20 protein-coding genes and 2 tRNA genes are annotated in these 21651 nt (G+C 40.0%); 6 read left to right on the top strand and 16 right to left on the bottom strand.

The window, feature by feature from the left end:
* Positions 1–8 precede the first annotated feature (8 nt).
* The 3 genes from PSH50_RS01315 to PSH50_RS01305 form a co-directional block, all read right to left on the bottom strand.
* Positions 9–440 carry a hypothetical protein gene (locus PSH50_RS01315; RefSeq protein ID WP_004586781.1) on the bottom strand — a complete coding sequence of 144 codons (432 nt, stop codon included), beginning with the start codon at positions 438–440 and terminating at the stop codon, positions 9–11.
* Positions 441–802: 362 nt separating this feature from the next.
* Complete coding sequence (locus PSH50_RS01310) at positions 803–1339, bottom strand: hypothetical protein (protein WP_273586846.1); 537 nt, start codon at positions 1337–1339, stop codon at positions 803–805.
* 195 nt (positions 1340–1534) lie between these two features.
* A complete protein-coding gene (locus tag PSH50_RS01305; RefSeq protein ID WP_256850296.1) occupies positions 1535–2482 on the bottom strand; it encodes a LysR family transcriptional regulator in 948 nt (315 codons plus the stop codon).
* A gap of 117 nt (positions 2483–2599) precedes the next feature.
* Between PSH50_RS01305 and aceK the strand changes: the two genes are divergently transcribed.
* The 4 genes from aceK (at position 2600) to lepB (ending at position 6850) form a co-directional block, all read left to right on the top strand.
* A complete protein-coding gene (gene aceK / locus PSH50_RS01300; RefSeq protein WP_273586847.1) occupies positions 2600–4375 on the top strand; it encodes a bifunctional isocitrate dehydrogenase kinase/phosphatase in 1776 nt (591 codons plus the stop codon).
* A 365-nt stretch (positions 4376–4740) separates the two neighbouring features.
* Positions 4741–5703: a zinc-binding dehydrogenase gene (locus tag PSH50_RS01295; protein ID WP_273586848.1), complete on the top strand. Its 963-nt coding sequence runs from the start codon at positions 4741–4743 to the stop codon at positions 5701–5703.
* A gap of 103 nt (positions 5704–5806) precedes the next feature.
* On the top strand, positions 5807–6061 hold the full coding sequence (locus tag PSH50_RS01290) for a DUF2999 family protein (protein WP_004586776.1): 255 nt from the start codon (positions 5807–5809) through the stop codon (positions 6059–6061).
* 138 nt (positions 6062–6199) lie between these two features.
* Positions 6200–6850: a signal peptidase I gene (gene lepB / locus PSH50_RS01285; RefSeq protein ID WP_004586775.1), complete on the top strand. Its 651-nt coding sequence runs from the start codon at positions 6200–6202 to the stop codon at positions 6848–6850.
* Between the two features lie 32 nt (positions 6851–6882).
* Here lepB and PSH50_RS01280 read toward each other — a convergent pair whose 3' ends face one another.
* The 10 genes from PSH50_RS01280 to PSH50_RS01235 form a co-directional block, all read right to left on the bottom strand.
* Complete coding sequence (locus PSH50_RS01280; RefSeq protein WP_024033469.1) at positions 6883–8136, bottom strand: nitrate regulatory protein; 1254 nt, start codon at positions 8134–8136, stop codon at positions 6883–6885.
* 269 nt (positions 8137–8405) lie between these two features.
* Positions 8406–9272 carry a uroporphyrinogen-III C-methyltransferase gene (gene cobA, locus PSH50_RS01275; protein WP_273586849.1) on the bottom strand — a complete coding sequence of 289 codons (867 nt, stop codon included), beginning with the start codon at positions 9270–9272 and terminating at the stop codon, positions 8406–8408.
* 11 nt (positions 9273–9283) lie between these two features.
* Complete coding sequence (gene nirD / locus PSH50_RS01270) at positions 9284–9637, bottom strand: nitrite reductase small subunit NirD (protein WP_024033472.1); 354 nt, start codon at positions 9635–9637, stop codon at positions 9284–9286.
* Entirely contained in the window at positions 9624–12200 is a 2577-nt protein-coding gene (gene nirB / locus PSH50_RS01265) for a nitrite reductase large subunit NirB (RefSeq protein ID WP_273586850.1), read from the bottom strand. The genes nirD and nirB overlap by 14 nt, the downstream gene beginning before the upstream one ends.
* 420 nt (positions 12201–12620) lie before the next feature.
* Positions 12621–13277 (bottom strand): carbonic anhydrase, encoded by a 657-nt coding sequence (locus PSH50_RS01260; RefSeq protein ID WP_055255729.1) that lies wholly within the window; start codon positions 13275–13277, stop codon positions 12621–12623.
* A 248-nt stretch (positions 13278–13525) separates the two neighbouring features.
* A complete protein-coding gene (locus PSH50_RS01255; protein WP_257125156.1) occupies positions 13526–15172 on the bottom strand; it encodes a diguanylate cyclase in 1647 nt (548 codons plus the stop codon).
* Positions 15173–15579: 407 nt separating this feature from the next.
* A tRNA-Val gene (locus PSH50_RS01250) sits at positions 15580–15656 on the bottom strand.
* Positions 15657–15701: 45 nt separating this feature from the next.
* Positions 15702–15778, bottom strand: a tRNA-Val gene (locus tag PSH50_RS01245).
* Between the two features lie 113 nt (positions 15779–15891).
* On the bottom strand, positions 15892–16938 hold the full coding sequence (locus tag PSH50_RS01240; RefSeq protein ID WP_273586851.1) for a DUF3080 family protein: 1047 nt from the start codon (positions 16936–16938) through the stop codon (positions 15892–15894).
* The gene (locus PSH50_RS01235; protein ID WP_273586852.1) at positions 16931–18280 is read right to left on the bottom strand and encodes an MATE family efflux transporter; all 1350 of its coding nucleotides are present in this window, start codon (positions 18278–18280) and stop codon (positions 16931–16933) included. Before PSH50_RS01235 ends, PSH50_RS01240 begins: the two co-directional genes overlap by 8 nt.
* 128 nt (positions 18281–18408) lie before the next feature.
* On the opposite strand from PSH50_RS01235, the gene PSH50_RS01230 reads away from it, so the two are divergent.
* On the top strand, positions 18409–19035 hold the full coding sequence (locus PSH50_RS01230) for a riboflavin synthase (RefSeq protein WP_024033478.1): 627 nt from the start codon (positions 18409–18411) through the stop codon (positions 19033–19035).
* Here the strand turns inward: PSH50_RS01230 and PSH50_RS01225 are convergent.
* A complete protein-coding gene (locus PSH50_RS01225) occupies positions 19032–19235 on the bottom strand; it encodes a CPXCG motif-containing cysteine-rich protein (protein WP_004586763.1) in 204 nt (67 codons plus the stop codon). The two genes, PSH50_RS01230 and PSH50_RS01225, sit on opposite strands and share 4 nt — an antisense overlap.
* A 197-nt stretch (positions 19236–19432) precedes the next feature.
* Positions 19433–20296, bottom strand: coding sequence for a fructosamine kinase family protein (locus PSH50_RS01220; RefSeq protein WP_273586853.1), 864 nt, complete (start codon positions 20294–20296; stop codon positions 19433–19435).
* Between the two features lie 109 nt (positions 20297–20405).
* Here PSH50_RS01220 and PSH50_RS01215 point away from each other — a divergent pair, with 109 nt between their 5' ends.
* On the top strand, positions 20406–21098 hold the full coding sequence (locus tag PSH50_RS01215) for a hypothetical protein (protein WP_029772433.1): 693 nt from the start codon (positions 20406–20408) through the stop codon (positions 21096–21098).
* 49 nt (positions 21099–21147) lie between these two features.
* Here the strand turns inward: PSH50_RS01215 and PSH50_RS01210 are convergent, their stop codons facing one another.
* Positions 21148–21513, bottom strand: coding sequence for a DUF3718 domain-containing protein (locus PSH50_RS01210; RefSeq protein ID WP_273586854.1), 366 nt, complete (start codon positions 21511–21513; stop codon positions 21148–21150).
* Positions 21514–21651 lie beyond the last annotated feature (138 nt).

The raw sequence follows: 21651 nt of genomic DNA, 5'->3' as shown, positions 1-21651 counted from the left end.
CTCCATTATTAGGCCGCTGTGGCTGTTTTTGCCTTGTGTACACATGGGCGATTAGTAAGCTGTGCAGCGCGGTGGTAAATATCGTGTGCATTAGGTTCATCGCACTGAGTACCACTAAGCGTATCCATTAATGCAACTACAATAATAGCCGGTACTTGGCAGCAGTATTCATCAAGTACTGCCTCGGTTGTTTGTGCATCTACATGGCAAAGCGGGTGGTTTTTACGCTGATACGCATGCAGTAGCGTATCTACTTCTAAAATGTCATCTGGTTGGTGCTTTGTTTTACGGCATTTACAACCAAACTCATCAACCAAGGTAGCAAGTGCTTGGTATGTCTCAGCTGCATTGGTTTTAGTGCATAACTGTTGGGTAATAAACTGATGTAAATTAGCATCAATAAATAACCCGTCTTGTTGTGTGAAGCTTGATGTTGTCATAATCATTACTCTTAGTTTGTTGGCTTAACTTCACTTTAGCGCTAAGTGTATTATTAATGAAATTGTTGTTTTCAATAACTGACATTGATTTTATCAATAGTAAATAACAGCTAACCAAAAACCACTTAGCATGCTTATTTAAAGTGGTGCAAAAACCTATAAAAATGCACAAAACTGGGACACACTAAATAATAATTAAAAGCATAATTTGATTAGGTGTTTGATTTTAAGGTTTTTTTATTTTTGTGGTGGGTTGGCATCAAGGTTGCTAAATATAAAGGGTAGGGTTCACTCCTATTTCTACGATTTCAAAAGCGCTATGGTATTTTCCCAAAGTTGAATACCATGGCGCTTTTTTATTTTTAAAAGAGCAATGCGCATATAATAGTTGTGATAAAAACGACAAAATAAAGTTTATGATGCCAGTTTTTCTTATAATTTTTACGATACTGATTGATCATAATATCAACATCTTCTTTAGAAAAAACATGTTCACACCGATAGCACACGTGCATTCCCTTTTTAATAAATGCGCCACATTTTATACATCTATAAATATAGCTAAGGCGGCTTTCGCATAGGTAAGGATATTCTTTTTTATTTTTCATAATTGTTATTTTTGAGCGCTTTTTTTGTTTTACTATCGTTTCTATACCGTGCGCGACGGTTATACACCCTAAGCCTATTGCACCAAAAATAAAAAAATAGAATTTTTTAGGGCTCGATTCGATAGAAGCAATTACCCGTTCCCCTCCTTTATTATGTATAACGCCATCATTATAAGTAAAGTAGCTCCATAGAATGAAAAACAAGCCTAGTAAAATAGTTACGTATGCTTTGGTTTCTTTCTTTGAGTTTTGCTCTGTTATTTCTAATTGCTTTATAACCTTAGGGTCCACTCTCTTTGGGTTGTTTAGCTCTTCTATTAGACGTTTGTATCTTTGCGGGTATTTGTTTGCATCAATAGTTTCAAGTGCTTCATGTAATTCTTTAAGTGAATAATTAGAGTAATCAATGTTGATAGTGATTTTCCTTAAATCTTTTTAATACATTTTGAGCTGTAATCAGAATTTTAAATTAAAGAAAATTACTAATTACCTATCAGCAATTGTTTTAGCAAACTCAAGCAACTCACGGCGTAACCACTGGTGTGCGGGAGCATGGTGAAGTAGTGGGCTCCATATCATTTTTACCTCAATAGGGACTATTTGAAACGGTACTGGGCTAATGACTAAATCGGTATGCGTGGTTAATAATTTAGCCTGCCTGCGCGGTAAAGTAGCAATAAGTTGCTCTGATTGGCATAGCAAACTTGCAATCATATAGTGGCGTGTAAACACCCGTATTTTACGTGTTTGTTCTAGCTGCCAAAGTGCTTCATCTACCCAGCCTAGCTTTTGCTTGCCAGACTTGTTCGTAACGGCAGCTTCTGGCCCCCAGCCTGCACGGTTTACCCAAACATGTTCTTTTTGTAGGTAATCATCAAGGCTTGAGTGCTGTAAAAAGGTATTTTTAGGGTGGGTTAAACAGCAGTAATTATCGCGCCAAACACTGGCCTGATGAAACGAGCGGGGCAAGCCATTAAACCGGTTTATGGCTAAATCAATAGTGCCTTTTTCCATATCTTGCAGGTTTACATCGCTTGGACTCAGTACATCAAAATTAACCCCCGGGTTTTTAGTTAACTGCTCAGTAATAAAGGGGGCAATTAAGGTCGACTCCATGTAGTCGTTTGCCATTATTCTAAAAGTCACCTCTGCCGTTGCTGGGTTAAATTCCTCACTGGGCTGAGTAATCGCCTCTGCCATTTTTAAAAGAGACTCTATTTCAGGCTTTAAGCTAAGTGCTTTGCTGGTGGGGGTCATAGAGCCTGCGGCACGCACAAGTAGTGGGTCGTCAAATAAGTCACGTAATCGTTTAAGTGCGTTACTCATGGCAGGTTGTGTTAGTGCGAGTTTATTAGCTGCTTTTGAAACACTTTTTTCATCAATGAGCACATTTAAGTACACTAATAAGTTGAGATCGACGTTACGTATATTCATATGATCAATTTTATTTATATGCTTTATTAATTACCTAAATTAAAGCCTGCTTGCTAAGGTGTAAACAATTAATAAAAAATAACCGCTATAAGTGGTAAAAATAAAAGTGTTGTAACCATGTCAAAATCGTTAACTAATCAAACCAATAATGCGCTACAGCAAGTTATTGCTACTAAGTTGGCCCGCGCTGTTTTTGCAGGCTTTGAAGCAATGTTTGCGCAGTTTTTAAATATTACGCTAGGTGCGCAAAGCCGGTTTGAACAACAAAAATATCACGATGTGCAAACTGCCATGCGCGAACGCTTACAAGTGTACGAACGGGAAGTAAATAATGTCAGTGAAGCTGTGAGAGTTATTGCTTACGCTGAACTGAGTTGCCCGCAAACATGGCAGCTAGCTAAAAATATATACGGCGATATGGTGCAAAATCATGAAAACAAACCCATAGCACATACCTTTTTTAATTCTACCTTTGGTGCAATTTGGGACGATAAAAAAATTCGTACCGTACATTTGTTTGTATTAAAAGCAAAATACAGAAGCGAGCCGCGTTCGTATGAAAATTTAGTAAGGCGAATATCGTTTAAAGATGGGTTTAACCACGCTGTAAAAACGCTCATTACCCGCCAAGCATTTAGAGTGCCTTTTAGTCAATTAAATGCCGATTTACAGGCCTTGCAAACAACGTTAATGGCCGGTGCAAAGCAGCAATGCAAACAAGTGTATGAGCTTATAAATCTAAACGACGGGTTTATAGAATACGCAAATTCATTATTTTTTAGAAACAAAGCCTGTTACTTAATAGGGCGCTGTATCGCTAAAAATGGCGATAATATGCCTTTTGCTATCGCCATATTAAATACTAATAAAGGGTTAAAGCTTGATGCCGTAATGATGGGCGCCGATCAGTTAAGTTTACTGTTTGGTTTTGCTCGTACCTATTTTATGGTTGATACCGACCAACCCGCACGTTATGTAGATTACTTAAGCGTGCTGATGCCACATAAAAAACGCTTTGAGTTATTTAACGCCATTGGCTTTATTAAGCACGCTAAAACAGAGTTTTATCGTTACAAAGTTGATACCACTAAAAATAGCCCTACTAATTTTAAATACGTGACAGCACCTGGTATTCCCGGCATGGTTATGCTGGTATTTACCATTGAAGGGCTAGACTACGTTTATAAAGTAATAAAAGATAAATTTAGTGCACCAAAAACAGCCACCAAAGCGCAAGTAAAAGCCAAGTACAACTTTGTAAAGCAAGCCGACCGCGTAGGACGCTTAGTAGATACACACGAATTTAGGTATTTAGCGTTCGACCTCAGCCGCTTTAGCGATGAGTTACTTAAGCAAATGAAATCACAAATTGGCAGCAGCATGGTTATATCGGGTAAGGCGCTTATTTTAAAGCATGTGTATGTTGAGCGAAAAATGACGCCGCTTAATTTATACATTAATCACTGCTCTAACAAAGCATTACAACAGGTTATGACCGATTACGGTAAAGCGATTAAAGACTTAGCCGGCGCAAATATATTCCCAGGCGATATGCTAATGAAAAACTTTGGCGTAACCCGTTGGGGGCGCGTTGTTTTTTACGATTTTGATGAAATTTGCCCATTGACTGATTGCCACTTTAGAGATGTACCTAGCGCACAAAACGACCTAGAGGAGCTAAGCGCCAACAGTTATTTTGATATAGCAGAAAACGATATTTTCCCCAGTCAGTTTAAGGTGTTTTTTAGCGCAAACGAAACGGCATTTAACTATTTTAACTGCGAACATAACGATCTGTTTTTAGCTGATTTTTGGCAAGCTTGCCAACAACAAATTAAATCAGGCTTTTTACCTGACGTATACCCGTATAAACAAAGCTGGCGGTTTAAATAAAAATAACTAACCCCATGTCTAGCTAGGGCCTGTTTATCTTTCGAGGTTAAATTTGCAGCCGTCTGTTTGGTAATTAGGCATGGCAGAGCCTATGTAGTGTGGTTGTTCCCCATAAATAGGCGATAACGTAGCATAAATGCCAAACAGGCGCTGCCCGAAGGGTTTCTGCCTAGGGGCCATTTACTCTTTGTTGCCTACATGGATGTAGGTAAGGGGCGTGAGCAGGACGCGGAAGCTTTGCTCGGTTTTTACTTAGCCCACTAGGTTACAAACCTCGCGCCGCGATTAAATGGCCCCTAGATTGAACAAATTTTAATCCTGAAAGGTTAACAGGCCCTAATTAAAAGGCTAAATACGGAGCATTAATGAAATATATTTCTCATGAGGGTGGCACCCTTGCATTTAGTGAAACCGATAAACCGGTTTTAAAAAGCCACGAAGTGCTAGTAAAAGTGTCTGCTATAGGTGTGAACCGCGCTGATTGCATGCAGCGCCAAGGTAAATACCCAGCGCCAGCTGGGGATAGCCCCATTTTAGGTTTAGAGTGCGCAGGCACAGTGGTTGAGCTTGGTTTTGATGTTGATAAAAGCTGGCTTAATAAACGTATTTTTAGCTTGTGCGCAGGCGGGGCTTACAGCGAATACGTTGCCATAGATGCTAAACAATTAATGGTATTGCCAGATGATTTAACCATGGTTGAAGGTGCAGCTATTAGCGAAGTGTACCTAACAGCATTTGGTGCGCTTTTTGAACTTGGTAAATTACAACAAGGCCAAACAGCGCTTATTCATGCAGGGGCAAGTGGTGTAGGCGGTGCGGCTATTCAAATGGCTAAAAGTGCAGGTGCAACGGTGGTTATTACTGCAGGCTCAGATGAAAAATGCGAGCATGCAAAAGCCCTTGGCGCCGATCATGCCATTAATTACAAAACAACTGACTTTGTAGAATATATGCAAGCAAATGAGCTTTTAGCAAATGCAATTGTAGATCCTGTATCGGGCAGTTATTTAAATAAAAATGCGGCTATTGCTGCCATGGATTGCCAAATTATTATGCTCGCTTTTTTAGATGGGCGTTTTGCTGAGGTTGATTTTGCAGCGCTACTACGCAAACGTATTTCGTTTCATGCATCAACACTTAGAAACCGTAGTATTGAGTTTAAACGCCAATTACGCGATGACTTAGTTGCCCGTTTTTACAATGATATTGCTACTAAAAAGTACGACTTTAACGTGTATAAAACACTACCGTGGAGCGATGCAAACGAAGCGCATGCTATTTTAGAGCGTAATGAAAATGCCGGTAAAGTGGTATTACTTGTAGAATAACCACCCAATGTAACACTGAGGCGTGGGTTGGCGTTGTTAATGCATGGCTCAGCTAATATAATTTAGTAAATATAAAATACGTACAAAACACACAAGGTTAAAAATGAACCCAATACTAGCAATACTTAAAGAGCACAATGTAAGCGACGAAAAAGTAAAAGCATTGTTCGAGGCCTTTACACAAAACCCAATGATGGCAATGGCATTAGTACAAGAGCTTGGTATTCCGCCTGAAAAACTACAGCAGTTAATGGCCGTGGTGATGACTCAGCCGCACTTAATTAAAGAAGCCACCGACGAACTAGGCCTAGACTTTGAAAAAGTAAAAGAAGCGAAAGACAAGCTAAACCAGCAATAAGCTTCACAAATTACTCCTTACCAAGGCATAAGCCTTGGTAATTCTACCTAAAATCACCACACTTTTTGTTACATTATTCATTGAACTGCTTGGTATTAAGCTAGTCATACTATTACTTATGATAGGTAGGGACTAGGTATGAAGCCACTTTATAAATTTTGGAAAAATAACCGTTCGTTAATTTTATTTATTGCGCTGATGAGCGTGTTTAGAAGCGCAGTTGCCGATTGGTATGAAGTACCTACAGGCTCGATGAAACCCACCATTTTAGAAGGCGACAGAATATTAACCGATAAAATGGCTTATGATATACGCATCCCTTTTACGCATATTCCTTTAGTTAAATTAGCCGACCCACAAACAGGCGATATTATTGTATTTGACTCACAAGCTGCTGATAACCGGTTAATTAAACGCGTAATTGGTGTGCCAGGCGATACGGTAGCGCTTTATAACAACGAGCTAGAAATTAATGGCGTTAAACTTAAATACAATAACTTGCAAAGCAATATTGACTCTTTAGATAAAATAGAAGATTTAAATGGCCACAAACACACGATTCGTGTTGCGCATACGCCTTCACAGCTATCGGGTTTTAATAAAATAACTATTCCTGAAGATTATTATTTAGCAATGGGTGATAACCGCGACCACAGTGCTGACTCGCGTGTTATTGGTTTAATCCCCCGCAGCGAACTACTTGGCAAAGCAGAGCGCATTATTGTGTCGCTTGATTACGACGATTATTACTTACCTCGTAAAAACCGCTTTTTAAAACCCTTACTTTAAGGCGGTTTTGGGCGCTAACCACACGCCCGATGTTAATCGCTTAGCTCTACAATTTTTTGCGCAATATTATAAAGCGAGCAGTGCGAGTCCATTGCTTGCTTTTGCAACTTTTTATGAGCTTGCTCTTCGCTAAGGCTTAGCTGCTCTATTAAAATATACTTTGCCTGATGTATTATTTTTTGCTCTGTTATTACTCGTTTAGCATCAACTAAAGCCTGGTTTATTTGCTTAATATGTTGGCTTTGCTCCATGATTAGGTCGTACATGCTTTTATTACTATTGAGTTTATTAGCAGCGGTATTTTGGGGGGTATTTTGTTTAAACGCGAGTTGCCCGTCGGTCATTGGCATGTATTGTTCTTCAAGACTGCTTATAACCTGTTTATTTGAATTTAAAGTGCGCTGAGCCTGAGCAATTTGCATTGCTGCAGAGTCAATAAGGTAGTCACTGAGGTTTTGCTCAATTTTGTGCATAATATCGATACGCGTTGTTGTTACCTCGTACCACACCTCACTAAGCTGAGAAAGCGGCTGCGCATTTTCGTCATCTAAATTTTGTAAAAGCCCCCGTAGCTGATCCACCTGCTTATTTACGGGGTGATCAGTTAAAGAGCGATAGCATTTTAATACGTGTTCGTCGGCATATTCGTTAAAAAACGTAAAGCTGTGGTGCTGTTGTTGAACAAAATGAGCAAGCTGTTGTTTTTGCTCCACGGTAAACTTACTTGATGCAAACGCTTGCGCGCCACAGGCACGTTCTTGTCCGGCGTATTCTTTACCTTGCATAAAATTAAAATATGCCACTAGCAATCGTGTAACGCGCGGGTCGCTGGCGCCATCGGCGGCTTCTAAAATTATATTTAGCAAACACGAAATAAGCTGCGTATACGATTGAGTTGCATGCACTGGGGTAATTTTTTGATTTGCTATTTGTTGTCGCAGATCTGGCAGCGCCTCTAACGATTGCAAACTATGGGTAATTAAATTGTACAAACGGGTGTGGCCCGTGTCGGCGTTATCGGTAATAAAGGTCGTTTTAATTGAGTGGTAAAACTGCGTTTGGGTTTGCTCTGTTAAGCTAATTTGTTGTTTTAACTGCGAGGCAAAACGTTTGCGATTAGAGGCTAAATAAATATTGCTCATGCCGCGCTCTTTTTGTAACTGATGTATAAAATCGCCCAGTTTAGTAAGCGATGCACAGCTTTTTTGAAGCTGTTTTAAGGCATGAATCTCTTGGTATTTTGCTGCTAATAAAAACTGTTTTGTGAGAGGATTGCTCGATAACATAGGACTTGTTCCACACTTTTTTGTATATAAAGTGCAACCACTGTTCCAATCATTTAAAAAATTTTCGATTGAATTTAAAATTAAATTAAAACAGCCGCTTAAAGCCATACTTGTTATTTGTTCCCATTTTAACTTATCTGTCCTTATTACAGGAATAAACCTTTTTGGTGCAAAAATAGTTGTTTTTGCACTCGATTGCGCCCTTCATGAACGAGGGGAAAAAAGTGTTTACTCTGTAAACTGCACAGAGCAAACACCAGAGGGGGAATTTATACGTTGCTACATTGCAGCAACGCTGGGCTGATAGCCATTTGATGATTTATTACCTCGCCAACCATAATTAGCGTAGGGCCCGTTAATGTGTGCACCGCACTCTCGCTAGTAATTTTCTCAAGCGTGCTGGTTATTATTTTTTGCTGGTTGGTGGTGGCATTTTCTATCAATGCGATAGGGGTTGTTTTAGGCCAGCCAACCGATTGCAAACCAGTACTTAATGCGTTTAAACGTCCTAAACCCATATAGACGACTAGCGTGGGGTTGTTAGAGCCTTGTACATAGGTGTAGTTGTGCCAATTAGGGAGTTTATTAGGATCGGCAAATTGCGCCGTTAAAAATGTAACACTTCGGGCCACATCGCGAGCAGTAAGCGGTATGCCGGTATAAGCCGAGGCTGCACACGCGGTGGTAACGCCCGGGACAATAGCAAAATTAATATTATGCTCTGATAGGGCGTTGGCTTCTTCATTAATACGCGCAAAAATACTCGGGTCGCCACCTTTTAAACGAACAACTTTAAACCCTTGTTGTGCGTATTTTACTAATAGGTCACTAATGGCAGCTTGTGGCATAGAGTGTTTACCTGTGCGTTTACCTACATACACTCGCTGCGCATGTTTAGGCAGTGTATTTAAAAGCGCTTCACTAACTAGGCTGTCGTACAATACCACGTCGGCTGCTGCAATCAGGCGCTGCGCTTTTACAGTTATAAGCTCAGCATCGCCCGGGCCTGCCCCTATTAAATACACGTGGCCGTTTTTTTGGTGTTTAGCTTTGTGCTTTGCATCTTGAGTGAGTTTATTAACAAACTTGTTTAGCCATGGGCTTTCAATACCCGAAAAATACGAAAGAACACTCATTTTATTGCTCCTTATGCTAACGCTGTAATGGCTTTTGGCTCAGCGCTAACAAAGACATTGCCATTGTCTATTTTGGCTTCAAATACGGGGAGCTGTATTGCCTCTGCTTCTAGGCACTCGCCGGTATTTAAACAAAAATGTTGCTTATACAAAGGGGAGGCCACTACTAATTTTCCATCAATAGAGCCAATAATGCCGCGCGATAGTACATTGGCTTTGCCTATCGGGTCGTAGTTGCTAATGGCTAACACAGGCTCACTATTTTGTGGAACATAAAATATGGCCACTTGCTGGTTGTTTACTAATGCGCATACGCCACTATTAGCAACTAGGTCGTCGGTTGTTCCAATTTTATGCCAATACATCAGCTTGCTCCTGCTCAATTTCCATTACGGGGATACGGTTTGTCGAATTTTGCTGGTTACGTTTTTCAGACTCAGTTGCGGGGCGAATTTGGTTGCGCTCTTGTACAAATAAAATATTGCTATCGGCATCTGGGCTATTAATAAATTGGCGGAACCGTTTTGAGGCCTCTGGACTTTCGACTGCTTTTTTCCATTCGCAGGCGTAAGTTTTAGTTATAAGCGCCATTTGGGTTTCAAGCTCATGGCAAATACCTAGGCTGTCGTCTATTACTACGCTTTTTAAATACTCTAACCCGCCCTCTAAATTTTCCATCCACACTGAGGTGCGCTGCAGTTTATCGGCGGTTTTAATGTAAAACATGATCACGCGGTCAATGTATTTAATGAGTGTTTCGGTATCTAAATCGGTAGCAAATAAATCAGCATGGCGCGGGCGCATACCGCCATTTCCACATACGTATAAGTTCCAGCCATTTTCGGTTGCTATTACGCCTATATCTTTGCTTTGTGCCTCAGCGCATTCGCGAGTACAACCCGATACGGCCATTTTAAATTTATGCGGGGCGCGTAAACCTTTGTAGCGGTTTTCAATCGCAATCGCGTGGCCAACACTGTCTTGAACGCCATAGCGACACCACGTACTGCCAACGCACGATTTAACAGTTCTGAGCGATTTACCATAAGCGTGACCGGTTTCAAAACCGGCTGCAATAAGTCTTTCCCAAATAATAGGGAGCTCTTCAAGGCGTGCGCCAAATAAGTCGATACGCTGCCCACCGGTTACTTTACAGTACAGGTTAAAGTCTTTGGCAACTTGGCCAATAACGATAAGTTTGTCGGGGGTAATTTCGCCACCCGCTATACGGGGAACGACAGAGTAAGAGCCATCTTTTTGCATATTTGCAAGGTAAGTGTCGTTGGTGTCTTGCAGGCCAACATGAGCGGGTTCTAAAATAAACTCATTCCACGTTGAAGCTAAAATAGAGGCCACTGCAGGTTTGCATATTTCACAGCCGTGATGACCGCTGCCATGTTTAGCGAGCAAATCATCAAAAGTTTTAATGCTTTCTACTTTTACTAAATGCAGTAACTCTTGGCGCGAAAAAGCAAAGTGTTCACACACATGGTTGTTAACTTCAACCCCACGGCTTTCAAGTTCACTGTCGACTACCGATTTTAATAATGCGGCACAACCACCACAGCCGCTGGCGGCTTTGGTACAAGCTTTAACTGCAGATAAATCGCATGAGCCGCCATCAATTGCACCCACAATGTCGCCTTTGCTTACATTGTGGCACGAACAAATAGTCGCAGTATCGGGCAGGGCATTTCCCGCTAAAACAGGCGCTCCTTCACTATCAGGTAAAATGAGGCACTCAGGGTGTGCGGGTAATTCCATGTCGTTTAACATGTACTGCAACAGTGTGTCGTAATCGCTAGTATCGCCAACAAGCACTGCGCCTAATAACTTGTTGCCTGCCTCATTTAAAATAATTTTTTTATAACAATCACGAATAGGATCTTGATAAATTAGCTCTTTGCAATCGGGGGTTTTAGCGTGGGCATCGCCAATTGAGCCTACCTCTACCCCGAGTAGCTTTAATTTTGTGCTCATATCGGCGCCTAAAAACTCAAGTTCGCCGCCTGTAAGTTGGCTTGCAACCACGCGAGCCATGTTATAACCCGGAGCAACTAGACCAAAAAGCTTTTTGTCCCACAAGGCACATTCGCCAATAGCATATATATCTGGGTTTGATGTCTGGCATTGGTTATTAATTACAATACCGCCACGTTGCCCTAATTCAAGTTCGGCTACTTTGCCAAGCTCATCGTATGGGCGAATACCGGCCGAAAACAAAATTAAGTCGGTTTCTAAAAACGTGTCATCTGAAAAATTTAATCTGTAACGGCTCGTTTCGCCTTTTACTATTTCGCTGGTGGCTTTAGCGGTATGCACGCTTACGCCCAATTTTTCAATTTTGTTTTTTAACAGCGTACCACCTTGTTCATCAAGTTGTACCGCCATAAGTTGGGGTGCAAACTCAACTACATGAGTATCAAGCCCAAGTTGCTTAATTGCATTGGCTGCTTCAAGCCCTAACAAGCCGCCACCTATCACTACGCCACTTTTACTTTGTGCAGCGCTAGCTTTTATTTGCTCTAAATCTTCTAGGGTACGGTAAACCAAGCAATGGGGTTGGTCATTCCCTTTAATTGGCGGCACAAACGGGTACGACCCTGTTGCTAAAATAAGTTTATCGTAACTAAATTTATCACCGGTTTGAGTGCTAACTACCTTGTTTGTTTTATCTATTTCATTAACCCACTGGTTAGTATGCACATTTATTTTTAACTGCTGATAATTATCAAAGGTGGTTAGGGCTAAATCGGCGGCTGTTTTACCATCAAACACGCTGGATAAGTAAACACGGTCATAAGCTAAATTTGCTTCTCCACACAGTACGGTAATGTGCGCGTCAGCGTCGCTTTGGCGCATTTGCTCTACAAAATGGTGCCCAACCATCCCATTACCAATAATGAGTATTTTTGTTGGTGTTTGCATTGGTATCCCCTCAATGACGGTTTAATTTAAAAACAAAAAAGCCCGCCACAGTTACAAATTAATGCAACTGCGAGCGGGCTTCTTTGCCTGTGGTCATAACAACCTAAATGTGTGTCGTTTTAATAACGAACGGTATGGTTATCATATAAGCAAAAACACGGCCATTTTTATAAGTGTTTGTTTTTTAATAGCTACATTACTTTTAAATGGTTTTACTTACGCATATTTGAGTTGTTTTGGTGCGGTGCCAGCACTATGGGAGTGCACAAAATGAGGCTACAATGTGGTGTTTAGTTAGCAAAAGTGCATTTGTGCCGTTAACTAATAACGAGGGGTAAGCGTTTAGGCTATAAATAAAAAATGCGCTTTGTTATTTTGAGATAAAAATAACAGTAAGCGCATTAATTCTGTAAAGCGGCTTTACTTGCTTTGTTTAGCCAGGGTTTCTACATCGGTATCTTCAACAGGTTTAAAGCTGCCCGTTGCTTCATCGTAGGTTTTAATTTCTGCAGATTCTATATCATATACCCAACCGTGTAGCTTAACTTGACCGGTTGCAATTTTTGCAGCCACAGCAGGGTGTGTTTTTATATGCTGTAGTTGTTGTACTACGTTTTCTTCAATTACTAAGCCTAGGTGGTCGTTATTGTTTAGCTCTGCGCAACCGCATTTTTCTTTTACAACTTCAGTTGCTACGCGGCTGTGGCCAAGCCACTCTTTAACGTGCGGTAAGCTTGATAAACCTTCAGTATTTATAGCGCCTTTCATTGCGCCACAATCCGAGTGCCCACAAATGATAATGTGCGATACGCCCAGTGCAGCCACCGCAAATTCAATTGAGGCTGTCATACCGCCGGTTTGATTACTATGTGGCGGGATAATATTGCCCGCGTTACGACAAATAAATAATTCACCGGGTTCAGTTTGAGTCACTAAGTTAGGATCGATACGCGAGTCGGCACAGGTGATAAATAACACTTCTGGGTTTTGACCATTGGCTAGTTTTTGAAACGCTGCTTTTTTTGATGGGTAAACTTCTTTTTGAAACTTAGCCACGCCCGAAATAATATGTTCCATGTACAACTCCTATTGGTGTAATTTAATCGTGTTATTTATAGCTTTATTCGCCTGACAAATTAGCGCCATTATAACTTTGTTCTTGTTTGTTTTGTACTATTACACTGTTTAATAAATTTCATACTCGCGAACAAAGGGCGACACACGTACATGCAGTGATTAGCGTATACATAAGCGTAGCTAGCAGAGGCTTCGAGTAAAATAAAAGGCGTTAAGTGGCGAAAAAGGTGGTTGAGGAAGTTAGTAGCTTAACTTGCTTTAAGTTTATGGGCTGATTTTAAGTTATACATGCGCTGATCCGCTAAGGTTAAACACTCAGTATGGCTTTGGCACTCATCGCTAGATGCTATGCCATAACTAATACCTGATTGGGGCCATTGCTGTTGAATAGTGCGATGTAATGCGGTGAGCTTTTGAGTAAGTGTGGTTTTTAGTTGGGGAAGGTGTGATTTGTTTTTGACTTTACATAACCAAATAAATTCATCGCCCCCGGTTCTAAATACGGTGCCGTCTTGCGCTAGATGCTGTGTCATTAATTTTGCAGCATTAATTAAAAACGCATCACCTTTGGCGTGCCCAAGCGCATCGTTTATTTTTTTTATTCCATCACAATCTATAAACACAATGATGTAAGCACTATGTGCAAGTTTAATCAGCTCATCATTTAATAGTAGTCGGTTGCCAACTTGGGTTAGAGGATCAAAGCGAGATTCATGTAACAAGGTACTAAATTCGTGCTGTTTTAACTTTAGCCACTCAGACAAAGAGAGCACAATACACACACAATCTATTGCTAAGGCTAACAGTACAAGTATTTCTGAAGAGGTCGCATTTATTAAATCAAAATGAAACGCAACGTATACTACTAATGACAGGCTATAGAGCATATTTCCAAATAAAAAATACTTGGCTCTAAAATCGTTCAGGCTAAGCATAGCAAACCCGGTGGTTAAGCTAAGCATAACCCATACAGCTGCTAAAAAGTGCGCGATATAAAACACTAAATAAAAGGGCATAAATAGGCTGCAGATACCGCATACAAATGCGCTAACGGTAAAGTATTTTAAAGCACTCCCAAGCTTATTGGCTTTTTCTTTATCGAAGTTAAACAGGTAGTAGGTAAATGCTGCTGCGCAACTTACAGCAAAGGCAAATAAATAAATACCTAAGTAATGTTTATTAAAAGAGGGGCTGGCATAAATTGTATTTACAGCGCCCGAAGCAAACGCCCAGCCAAGACCGTGCAAACCGACATACCCAGCACAAAACAAGGCCACTTTTTGCTTGACTCTTAAAAACATTACAAAGGCCATCATTGCTAAAGTAAGCATGATAGAAATAGCAATAAGGCTTAATGAGTTTATATAAAACTGATGATGCAAAAATGCACCTTCGCTTAAAATACTTAAATCAACCGGCGTTGGATAGTGTTTGGCTTCTAAATATATCCATAAATAGCCACTGCTTGGCGCATAGAAGGGCAGTTTAAATGCTTGTCCATGCATTAAAATAGCCGGTTGATTAACGTGTGACTGCGAAAAATCAGCAAGCTTAACTATATCCCCCTGTTCGGTTTGCCAATAGGCTAAACCAACGTCGATAAAGTTGGCTTGCGGCAGCACATACCAATCTCCAGTGGTGGGGTTATTTAGCGCAATTTTTGTTATTACAGCGCCACTTTTACCGAGCAGGTTACTCGTTTCACTAGCGTTTTTATAAGATGTAATTACTTGCTGTGCAGAAGGAGGTGCATTGAATGCTGTGACAGGGCGCCACAGGTTATCATCCTCTAGGGTAATGTTGTTATTAAGTGTATAAGCAGGTGTTAGCGGGCTAAACAAAGCACAGAAAAAGAATACTGTTAATATACCAACCCGCACCATACCTAAACTCACTTTAAAAACCCACTAAGCGATTATAATCAAATTGTAAACAAATAGTATATAAATCAAACAAAATTATCGCCTTTAAGTAATGGCTTAATTTGGCTTTAAATATCGAACTGCATTAATAAATAAGTAATACGAGGGCGTTTTTGTTTAAACGAATTTATAAACACCGCGGGTGTTTGCAGTATTAGTTAGGATTTAAAGTAGATAGTGCTCTAACCAACTGAGCTATGATTGAACTATTAATTGCTTAATTAAATTGATTCAGTGGAATGAATAAATTTGATACGACAGAGTGGATTCGAACAACTGATTTCGGCGAGGGCATAGAGAGCAGGTAGCGCGCTAACCAACTGAGCTACAGTGGTACAAGTAGTATCTTAATTATATTTATTCAGAGGGAGGAATAGTTTTGGTACGACTGAGTGGATTCGAACCACCGACCTCTACCATGTCAAGGTAGCGCTCTAACCAACTGAGCTACAGTCGTACAAATAGTATCTTAATTATATTTATTCAGAGGGAAGAATAAATTTGGTACGACCGAGTGGATTCGAACCACCGACCTCTACCATGTCAAGGTAGCGCTCTAACCAACTGAGCTACGGTCGTATTACCTAATTAAGATGCGATAAATTTAATTATCAGCGGCCGCTAATATATAGCGTGGTGAGTGGTGAATCAAGCAAGTTTGTTGCTTTTACGTTTATTTGCCGTTTTTTTATTCATATTGGGCTGATTTCACACGTTTTATAAAAGTTTTGCCACCAGGTAACGTGTTTTTTGGCTGAGCCTTTAAGCTGGTTTAGTAGATTGTTTTGTGAATCCAGCGCTATCAAAGTATTTATTTGCTTATTTGTTATGGCTTGGTCAAACCACAGTTGGTTATACAAAGGTAAAAGTGTTTCAAGGTAGCCTGCTAAATTAGCCTGATAAGGCTGTATTTCTTTAAGGAAATACTTTTGAAACACGTTACTGACGATATTGGCTACTTTTTTATTTTTTCCTGCTGGGCATATTTCATCGATGGATTGCGATTCGATAAATCGCGTGGCTGAATTATTAAACGCTATTTGCAGCCGTGCAGAATAAATGAGTAATTGGTTAAAACGGTACTTATTCAGCTGCTCTAACGCGTTAAAAATGTCTGCGGAGTTAATTTTTAAGTAGTGTTTATTGAGTATGTGTTGTTTTATGAGTGCAAGCTGCTGCATGGCCGCTACCGTGTCGCTAAACCCTGCCGGCGAGACAGAAAGCTCTGCGCTGCTAGCTTGCCACGTGTTTTTTAGCTCAAATTCGTTATACAACATTAAATTAAAGTAGTGGTTTAGTGTTTGCTCTTTATGTGTTTTTGCTTTTAACAGGGTTTTATAAACTGCTGAGTCAGGCTCAAGCGTGCTTAAGCACTGCTGTGCATTTTGCACAAACTCTATTTGATACTTTAAAACACCGGCATGTCCGGCCGTTTTACCAAGCTGATTGTTGTGCTCACTAATAAGTAAGCTGAGCTTACAATGGCTTAAGCTTGCAAGTTCAATCAAGCTAATGGTAGTGCTGTTTGAAAGCGTGTTAGGGGGTAAAAGCGGGCTAATAGCTTCAGGTTTACTTAAACCGGGGGCTTGGGTTTCAAGGGTATTACTTAAGCGTGCTACGTATGTTTGATAAGTGTTGCTGGGCGCTTTTGAACACCCAGCAAGCACGGCGCAACACACAGCTAATAAACAACTTAACCATGTTTTGCTTGGTATTAATGTTCGTGCATTTTTATACAAATGGCGCCTGCTTTAGTCGCTTATTAACGGTGAACATAAGCCATACAGCAGCAACGGTTAAACCAAAAATAATTCCTATCCAAAAACCGTGCGGCCCCATGGCGGGCACAATTAAATCTGTTCTTCCCAATACGTAGCCTAAAGCAAAACCGATTAACCAGTAAGATATAAACGTTATATACGATATAGGCTGCGTGTGTTTTAAACCTCTTAAAATGCCGTTCGCAGCGACTTGAAGTGCATCAGGTATTTGATAAATACATGCCAAAATCATAATTGAGGTCGCTAATGCAATAACGGCTGGGCTGTCGGTGTAAAGTTGGCTTATTAAATCGCGGCCAATAAAGGTTATAAAAGCTAAAAATAACGCAATAGCAATGGCTAATATGTAGCTGGTTGATATAGCAGTTTTTAATTGGCTTAAATGGTTTTGACCAAATAAATTACCAATACGAATACTAATGGCGATAGATAAGCTCAGTGGCATCATAAATAATAACGCGGTCACGCTTCCCGCAATTTGATGGCCCGACACAGCAACAGCACCTAAGTGTGCAATAAATAATGGTATACACGCAAATAGCGTAATTTCAAAAAAGGTGGCCAACGAAATAGGTATACCTAATTTTGTAATAACCCAAATGGTTTTAATATTGGGCTTTTCAAAATTTGCCAGCAGGGCTTTTGCATCGATTTTTTTACTAAACTGGCAATACGTTACTTGTGCAACAGCCATTACAGTTAGTACCAATGCCGTAGCAATGCCACAACCAGCGCCGCCGTAGGCTGGTAAGCCAAATAAACCATTTATAAAAATATAGTTAGCCGGAATATTAACGCCAAGGCCCAGTAAGCTGATATAAAAAGCGGGTTTTGTCATCCCCATGCCTTCGGTCATATTTCGATAAACGGTAAAAATTAAAAATCCAAAGGCTCCCCATTTCACAAAATGGATATAGTCGTACGCAAGGCTTGCGATAGCGGGGGTTGTATCGAGTTTTAAAATCACTATATCGGCTAGGTTGGCTATACCAAAACCAATTGCGCTTAAAATTGCGGTTAAATACAGAGCTTGCTGAAAATAGTGGCTAATGCCTTTTTTATCATTAGCGCCCGCAAATTGGGCAATAATACCGGTTAACGCGAGCAAAATACCTTGCAGTGCCAGTAATAACGGGTTCCATATACCGGTTGCAATCGACAGCGCAGCTAAATCTGTTGGACTTACTTGGCCTGCCATAATGGTGTCGACCACCGACATTAAAACGAGTGTTACTTGTGCTAAAAATACAGGTACGGCAAGGGTGATTAAACGTTTGGCTTCCCAGCTACTAAAGGTCATAAAAACAGCTATTTGATAAAACAGGGCGCAATTGTAATCGATTGTGTTTCAAATAAAAATCACTGTTGTGAATGATTTTACGAGTTGATACGTTAAACTAGCACTTTGTAATAATTTTAAGTGATTTTATGTTTACAGGAATCGTTCAAACTCAAGCTACTGTTGTATCTACCACGCATACCGAAGGGGTTTTACGTTTGGTTGTATCGGTAGGTGATGAATACGTTAAACATTTAGATTTAGGTGCCAGCATTGCCATTAATGGCTGTTGTTTAACAGTGGTTAAAGTTGAATTAAGTAACCACGATGTAGTGGCGCAAGTACATTTTGATGTAATTGATGAAACACTATTACTAACTAATTTAGGCAAGCTTGCACTAGGTAGTTTAGTTAATTATGAGCGCTCAGTAACCTTTGGTACTGAATTAGGTGGGCATATTGTATCGGGGCATATTCACTGCACTGCCCAAATCGGGCAAATAGTTAAGCAACAAAATAACTGTAAAATTCAGTTAAGCTTACCTACTAAATGGCAAAAGTATGTTCTGTATAAAGGCTTTGTAGCAATAAATGGCGCAAGTTTAACCGTGGGCGAAATTGACGAGCAGGGGTTTTGGTTACACCTGATCCCCGAAACGCTGGCTATTACAAATTTAGGTAACGCTCAAGTGGGTGATGAACTAAATATAGAAGTCGATCAGCAAACTTATACCATTATTAACACGGTAGAAAATTACTTACGCCACCAAGGCTAAAAAATTTGTTCATCGTCGCTGTCTATGTGTAACTCTAATTTTTTATGAGCATGGTCTATGTGCATGTTTAAATGAATAGGGTTACAACAGGCACTGCATTCTTCTACGTAGTCTTGATCCCCCATACTTGCGTCAATGTCTAGGTGTATGTGGTTGCCACAGTGTGGGCACGTGATACGTTGTGATAAAAAATCTTTCATAACCACTCCAATAGTACCAAGGTAAGAATTAACTTGTTGATACGCATTAATTAAGTTGTGCAGTTATACTAGCAACAACTTGATGGCTCAAAACTGAACTAAACAACAAGGTATTGAGCCTAAATAACATCCTTTTTAAATATAGTGCTGAAGCAACGATTATGACAGTTATTTTACGTCTTATGAGGCGTTATTATTTAAAGCGATAGCAGCTCATCAATATGCTGCTTAGCCTGAGTAAGATAGTGCCCTGCAAATATATTTGCGTGATTTAAAATAGGGTAAAGTTGGTATATTGCTTTGCGCTTTTTATAGTTTTCGCTTAATGGGTATTGCGCGTTATAGGCGTTATAAAAATCATCAGGTAAGGGGGCAAATAGCTCGCTCATTGCAATATCTACCTCACGGTCTCCGTAATAACATGCGGGATTAAATAAGGTCGGTACATTTTTAATAAAGCCCATATTTCCTCGCCAAAAGTCGCCATGTACTAAAGAGGGCTCCACAATATGGCTGTGCAATTGCTCTTTTACCAAATTAATTAATAGCTCATGCTCTACAAGCTGAATGCCTTTTTCGGCTAATAGTTGCAGTTGCCAGCCTATGCGCTCTTCTGCGTAAAATAAGTCCCATTTTTTATGCCACTGGTTTGGTTGCACGGTAGTGGCTAGGTAATTATCTACATCAAAGCCAAACATTGCTTGGTCGTGCTTTTGGTGCAGCATAGCCAGTTGTTTACCCATATCGTGCCAATGCGTGTGGGGCTGTTTATCAAGTACTAACCATTCAAGTACAATAAACGAAAATTCAATATTAGCACCTGTTACAATGCAGTCGGGCACCATAAAAACACTATTTTGGGTGAGCTGCTTAAGTCCTATCGCTTCGCTTTCTAGACGATCTAGTTCGCTTTTAAGGGCAATTTTAACCAGGTAATTGTGCTTTCCATCGGTTAGTTGATAGAGTTTATCGGTATTTGTACTTTGCAGCTGACGTTTGTAAGTATGTTTAAAGTCATAATGAATGGCTTGGCTAATGTGCTCGTTTACTGTTTTCCACATATCAATTGCTCGCCTTTTAAACAGATACTTAAACTATGGCAAAAAAGTATTAATTTAACAAACTAATCGTTGTAAAATTAACGATATAAAAAATGCTAATGGAGTAACAATGAACAAAAGTTTTATCACCAATTTGCTCGCTGTCTTGTGCGTAGTTATAGGCTACTTTTTTAACCACGCTATTGTGTTATCGGTGGGGTTATTTGCGCTATCTGGTGCTGTCACAAACTTATTGGCTGTTCATATGTTATTTGAAAAAGTACCTTTACTATACGGCTCGGGTGTTATTGCTCTAAAATTTGAAAGTTTTAAAGTGGCTATTCGTAATTTAATTTTGACTGAGTTTTTCTCTGAGCAAAAAATTAATAACCTACTTAGCAAAGCGCAACCTAATATCGACTTTGAAGGCATTATTACTAAGGTTGATTTAAACCCTGCATTCGACAACCTACTTCAAGTAATAGAGCAATCTCAGTTTGGCAGTATGTTAGGTATGTTTGGTGGCACAGCGGCTATAGAGCCAATGCGAGAAAAGTTTATTGAAAAAATGCAGCTATCACTTGCGCAAATTAGCCAAACAGACGATTTTAAAGTGCTAGTAAACGATACGTTATCGCAAGGAAATAGTGCACAAAGCTTACATGCTACGGTACTTAAATTAGTTGATGAGCGCTTAAATGAACTCACCCCTAAAATGGTTAAAGACATTATTCAAACTATGATACGTGAGCATTTAGGTTGGCTAGTAGTATGGGGCGGTGTGTTTGGCGGTTTATTTGGTTTAATTGCGGCCATTATTTAATAAATTAAGCCTGCTTACAAAGCTGGCTTAATTTTGTGTTAACGCCATACTATTTTGGCCCTGTGATGATTACTTTTTCTGGGTTGTACGATTTAGCTAAATCTTTAATTGATGTGCGAGTACTGGTATCAATATTTAAATAATTTGCGCTTTTATCAAGATTATACAAAGTAACAAAGTCTCCCATTGATAAGTTATTACAGTGCAGCTTTTTGCTCATTACCACTTTGCTTATATTTAAATCCCGTGACGCTTTACGTACTACGTACGATTTATTAGCTGCAATAGCCATACAAGCCTGTGTACCTGGCGATGAATCGGCCGCGACAAATTGGGTGGCTAATGCTGGTTTTGCAATTAGTAAAAAAGCGCCTAGTACCATAGTTGTGCATAAAGTAGCTTTTAACGTGTTCATAATTAGTCCTCATTGTTTGTGGTTCAGCTTTATTATTGAGCGATTCAAACTAAAAAGCTGTTAACCAAACGCAACAAGGTGTAAGCAGGTATGTTTAAAAATACACACTTAAGCTAGGTGACTGAATTTAAGCCCTAA

This window comes from Pseudoalteromonas sp. Angola-7 (assembly GCF_028599255.1).
In the GTDB taxonomy this organism is placed as follows: Bacteria; Pseudomonadota; Gammaproteobacteria; order Enterobacterales; family Alteromonadaceae; genus Pseudoalteromonas; species Pseudoalteromonas atlantica.
Note: the sequence above shows the minus strand (reverse complement) of the source record. Positions and strands in the feature narration are given on the sequence as shown.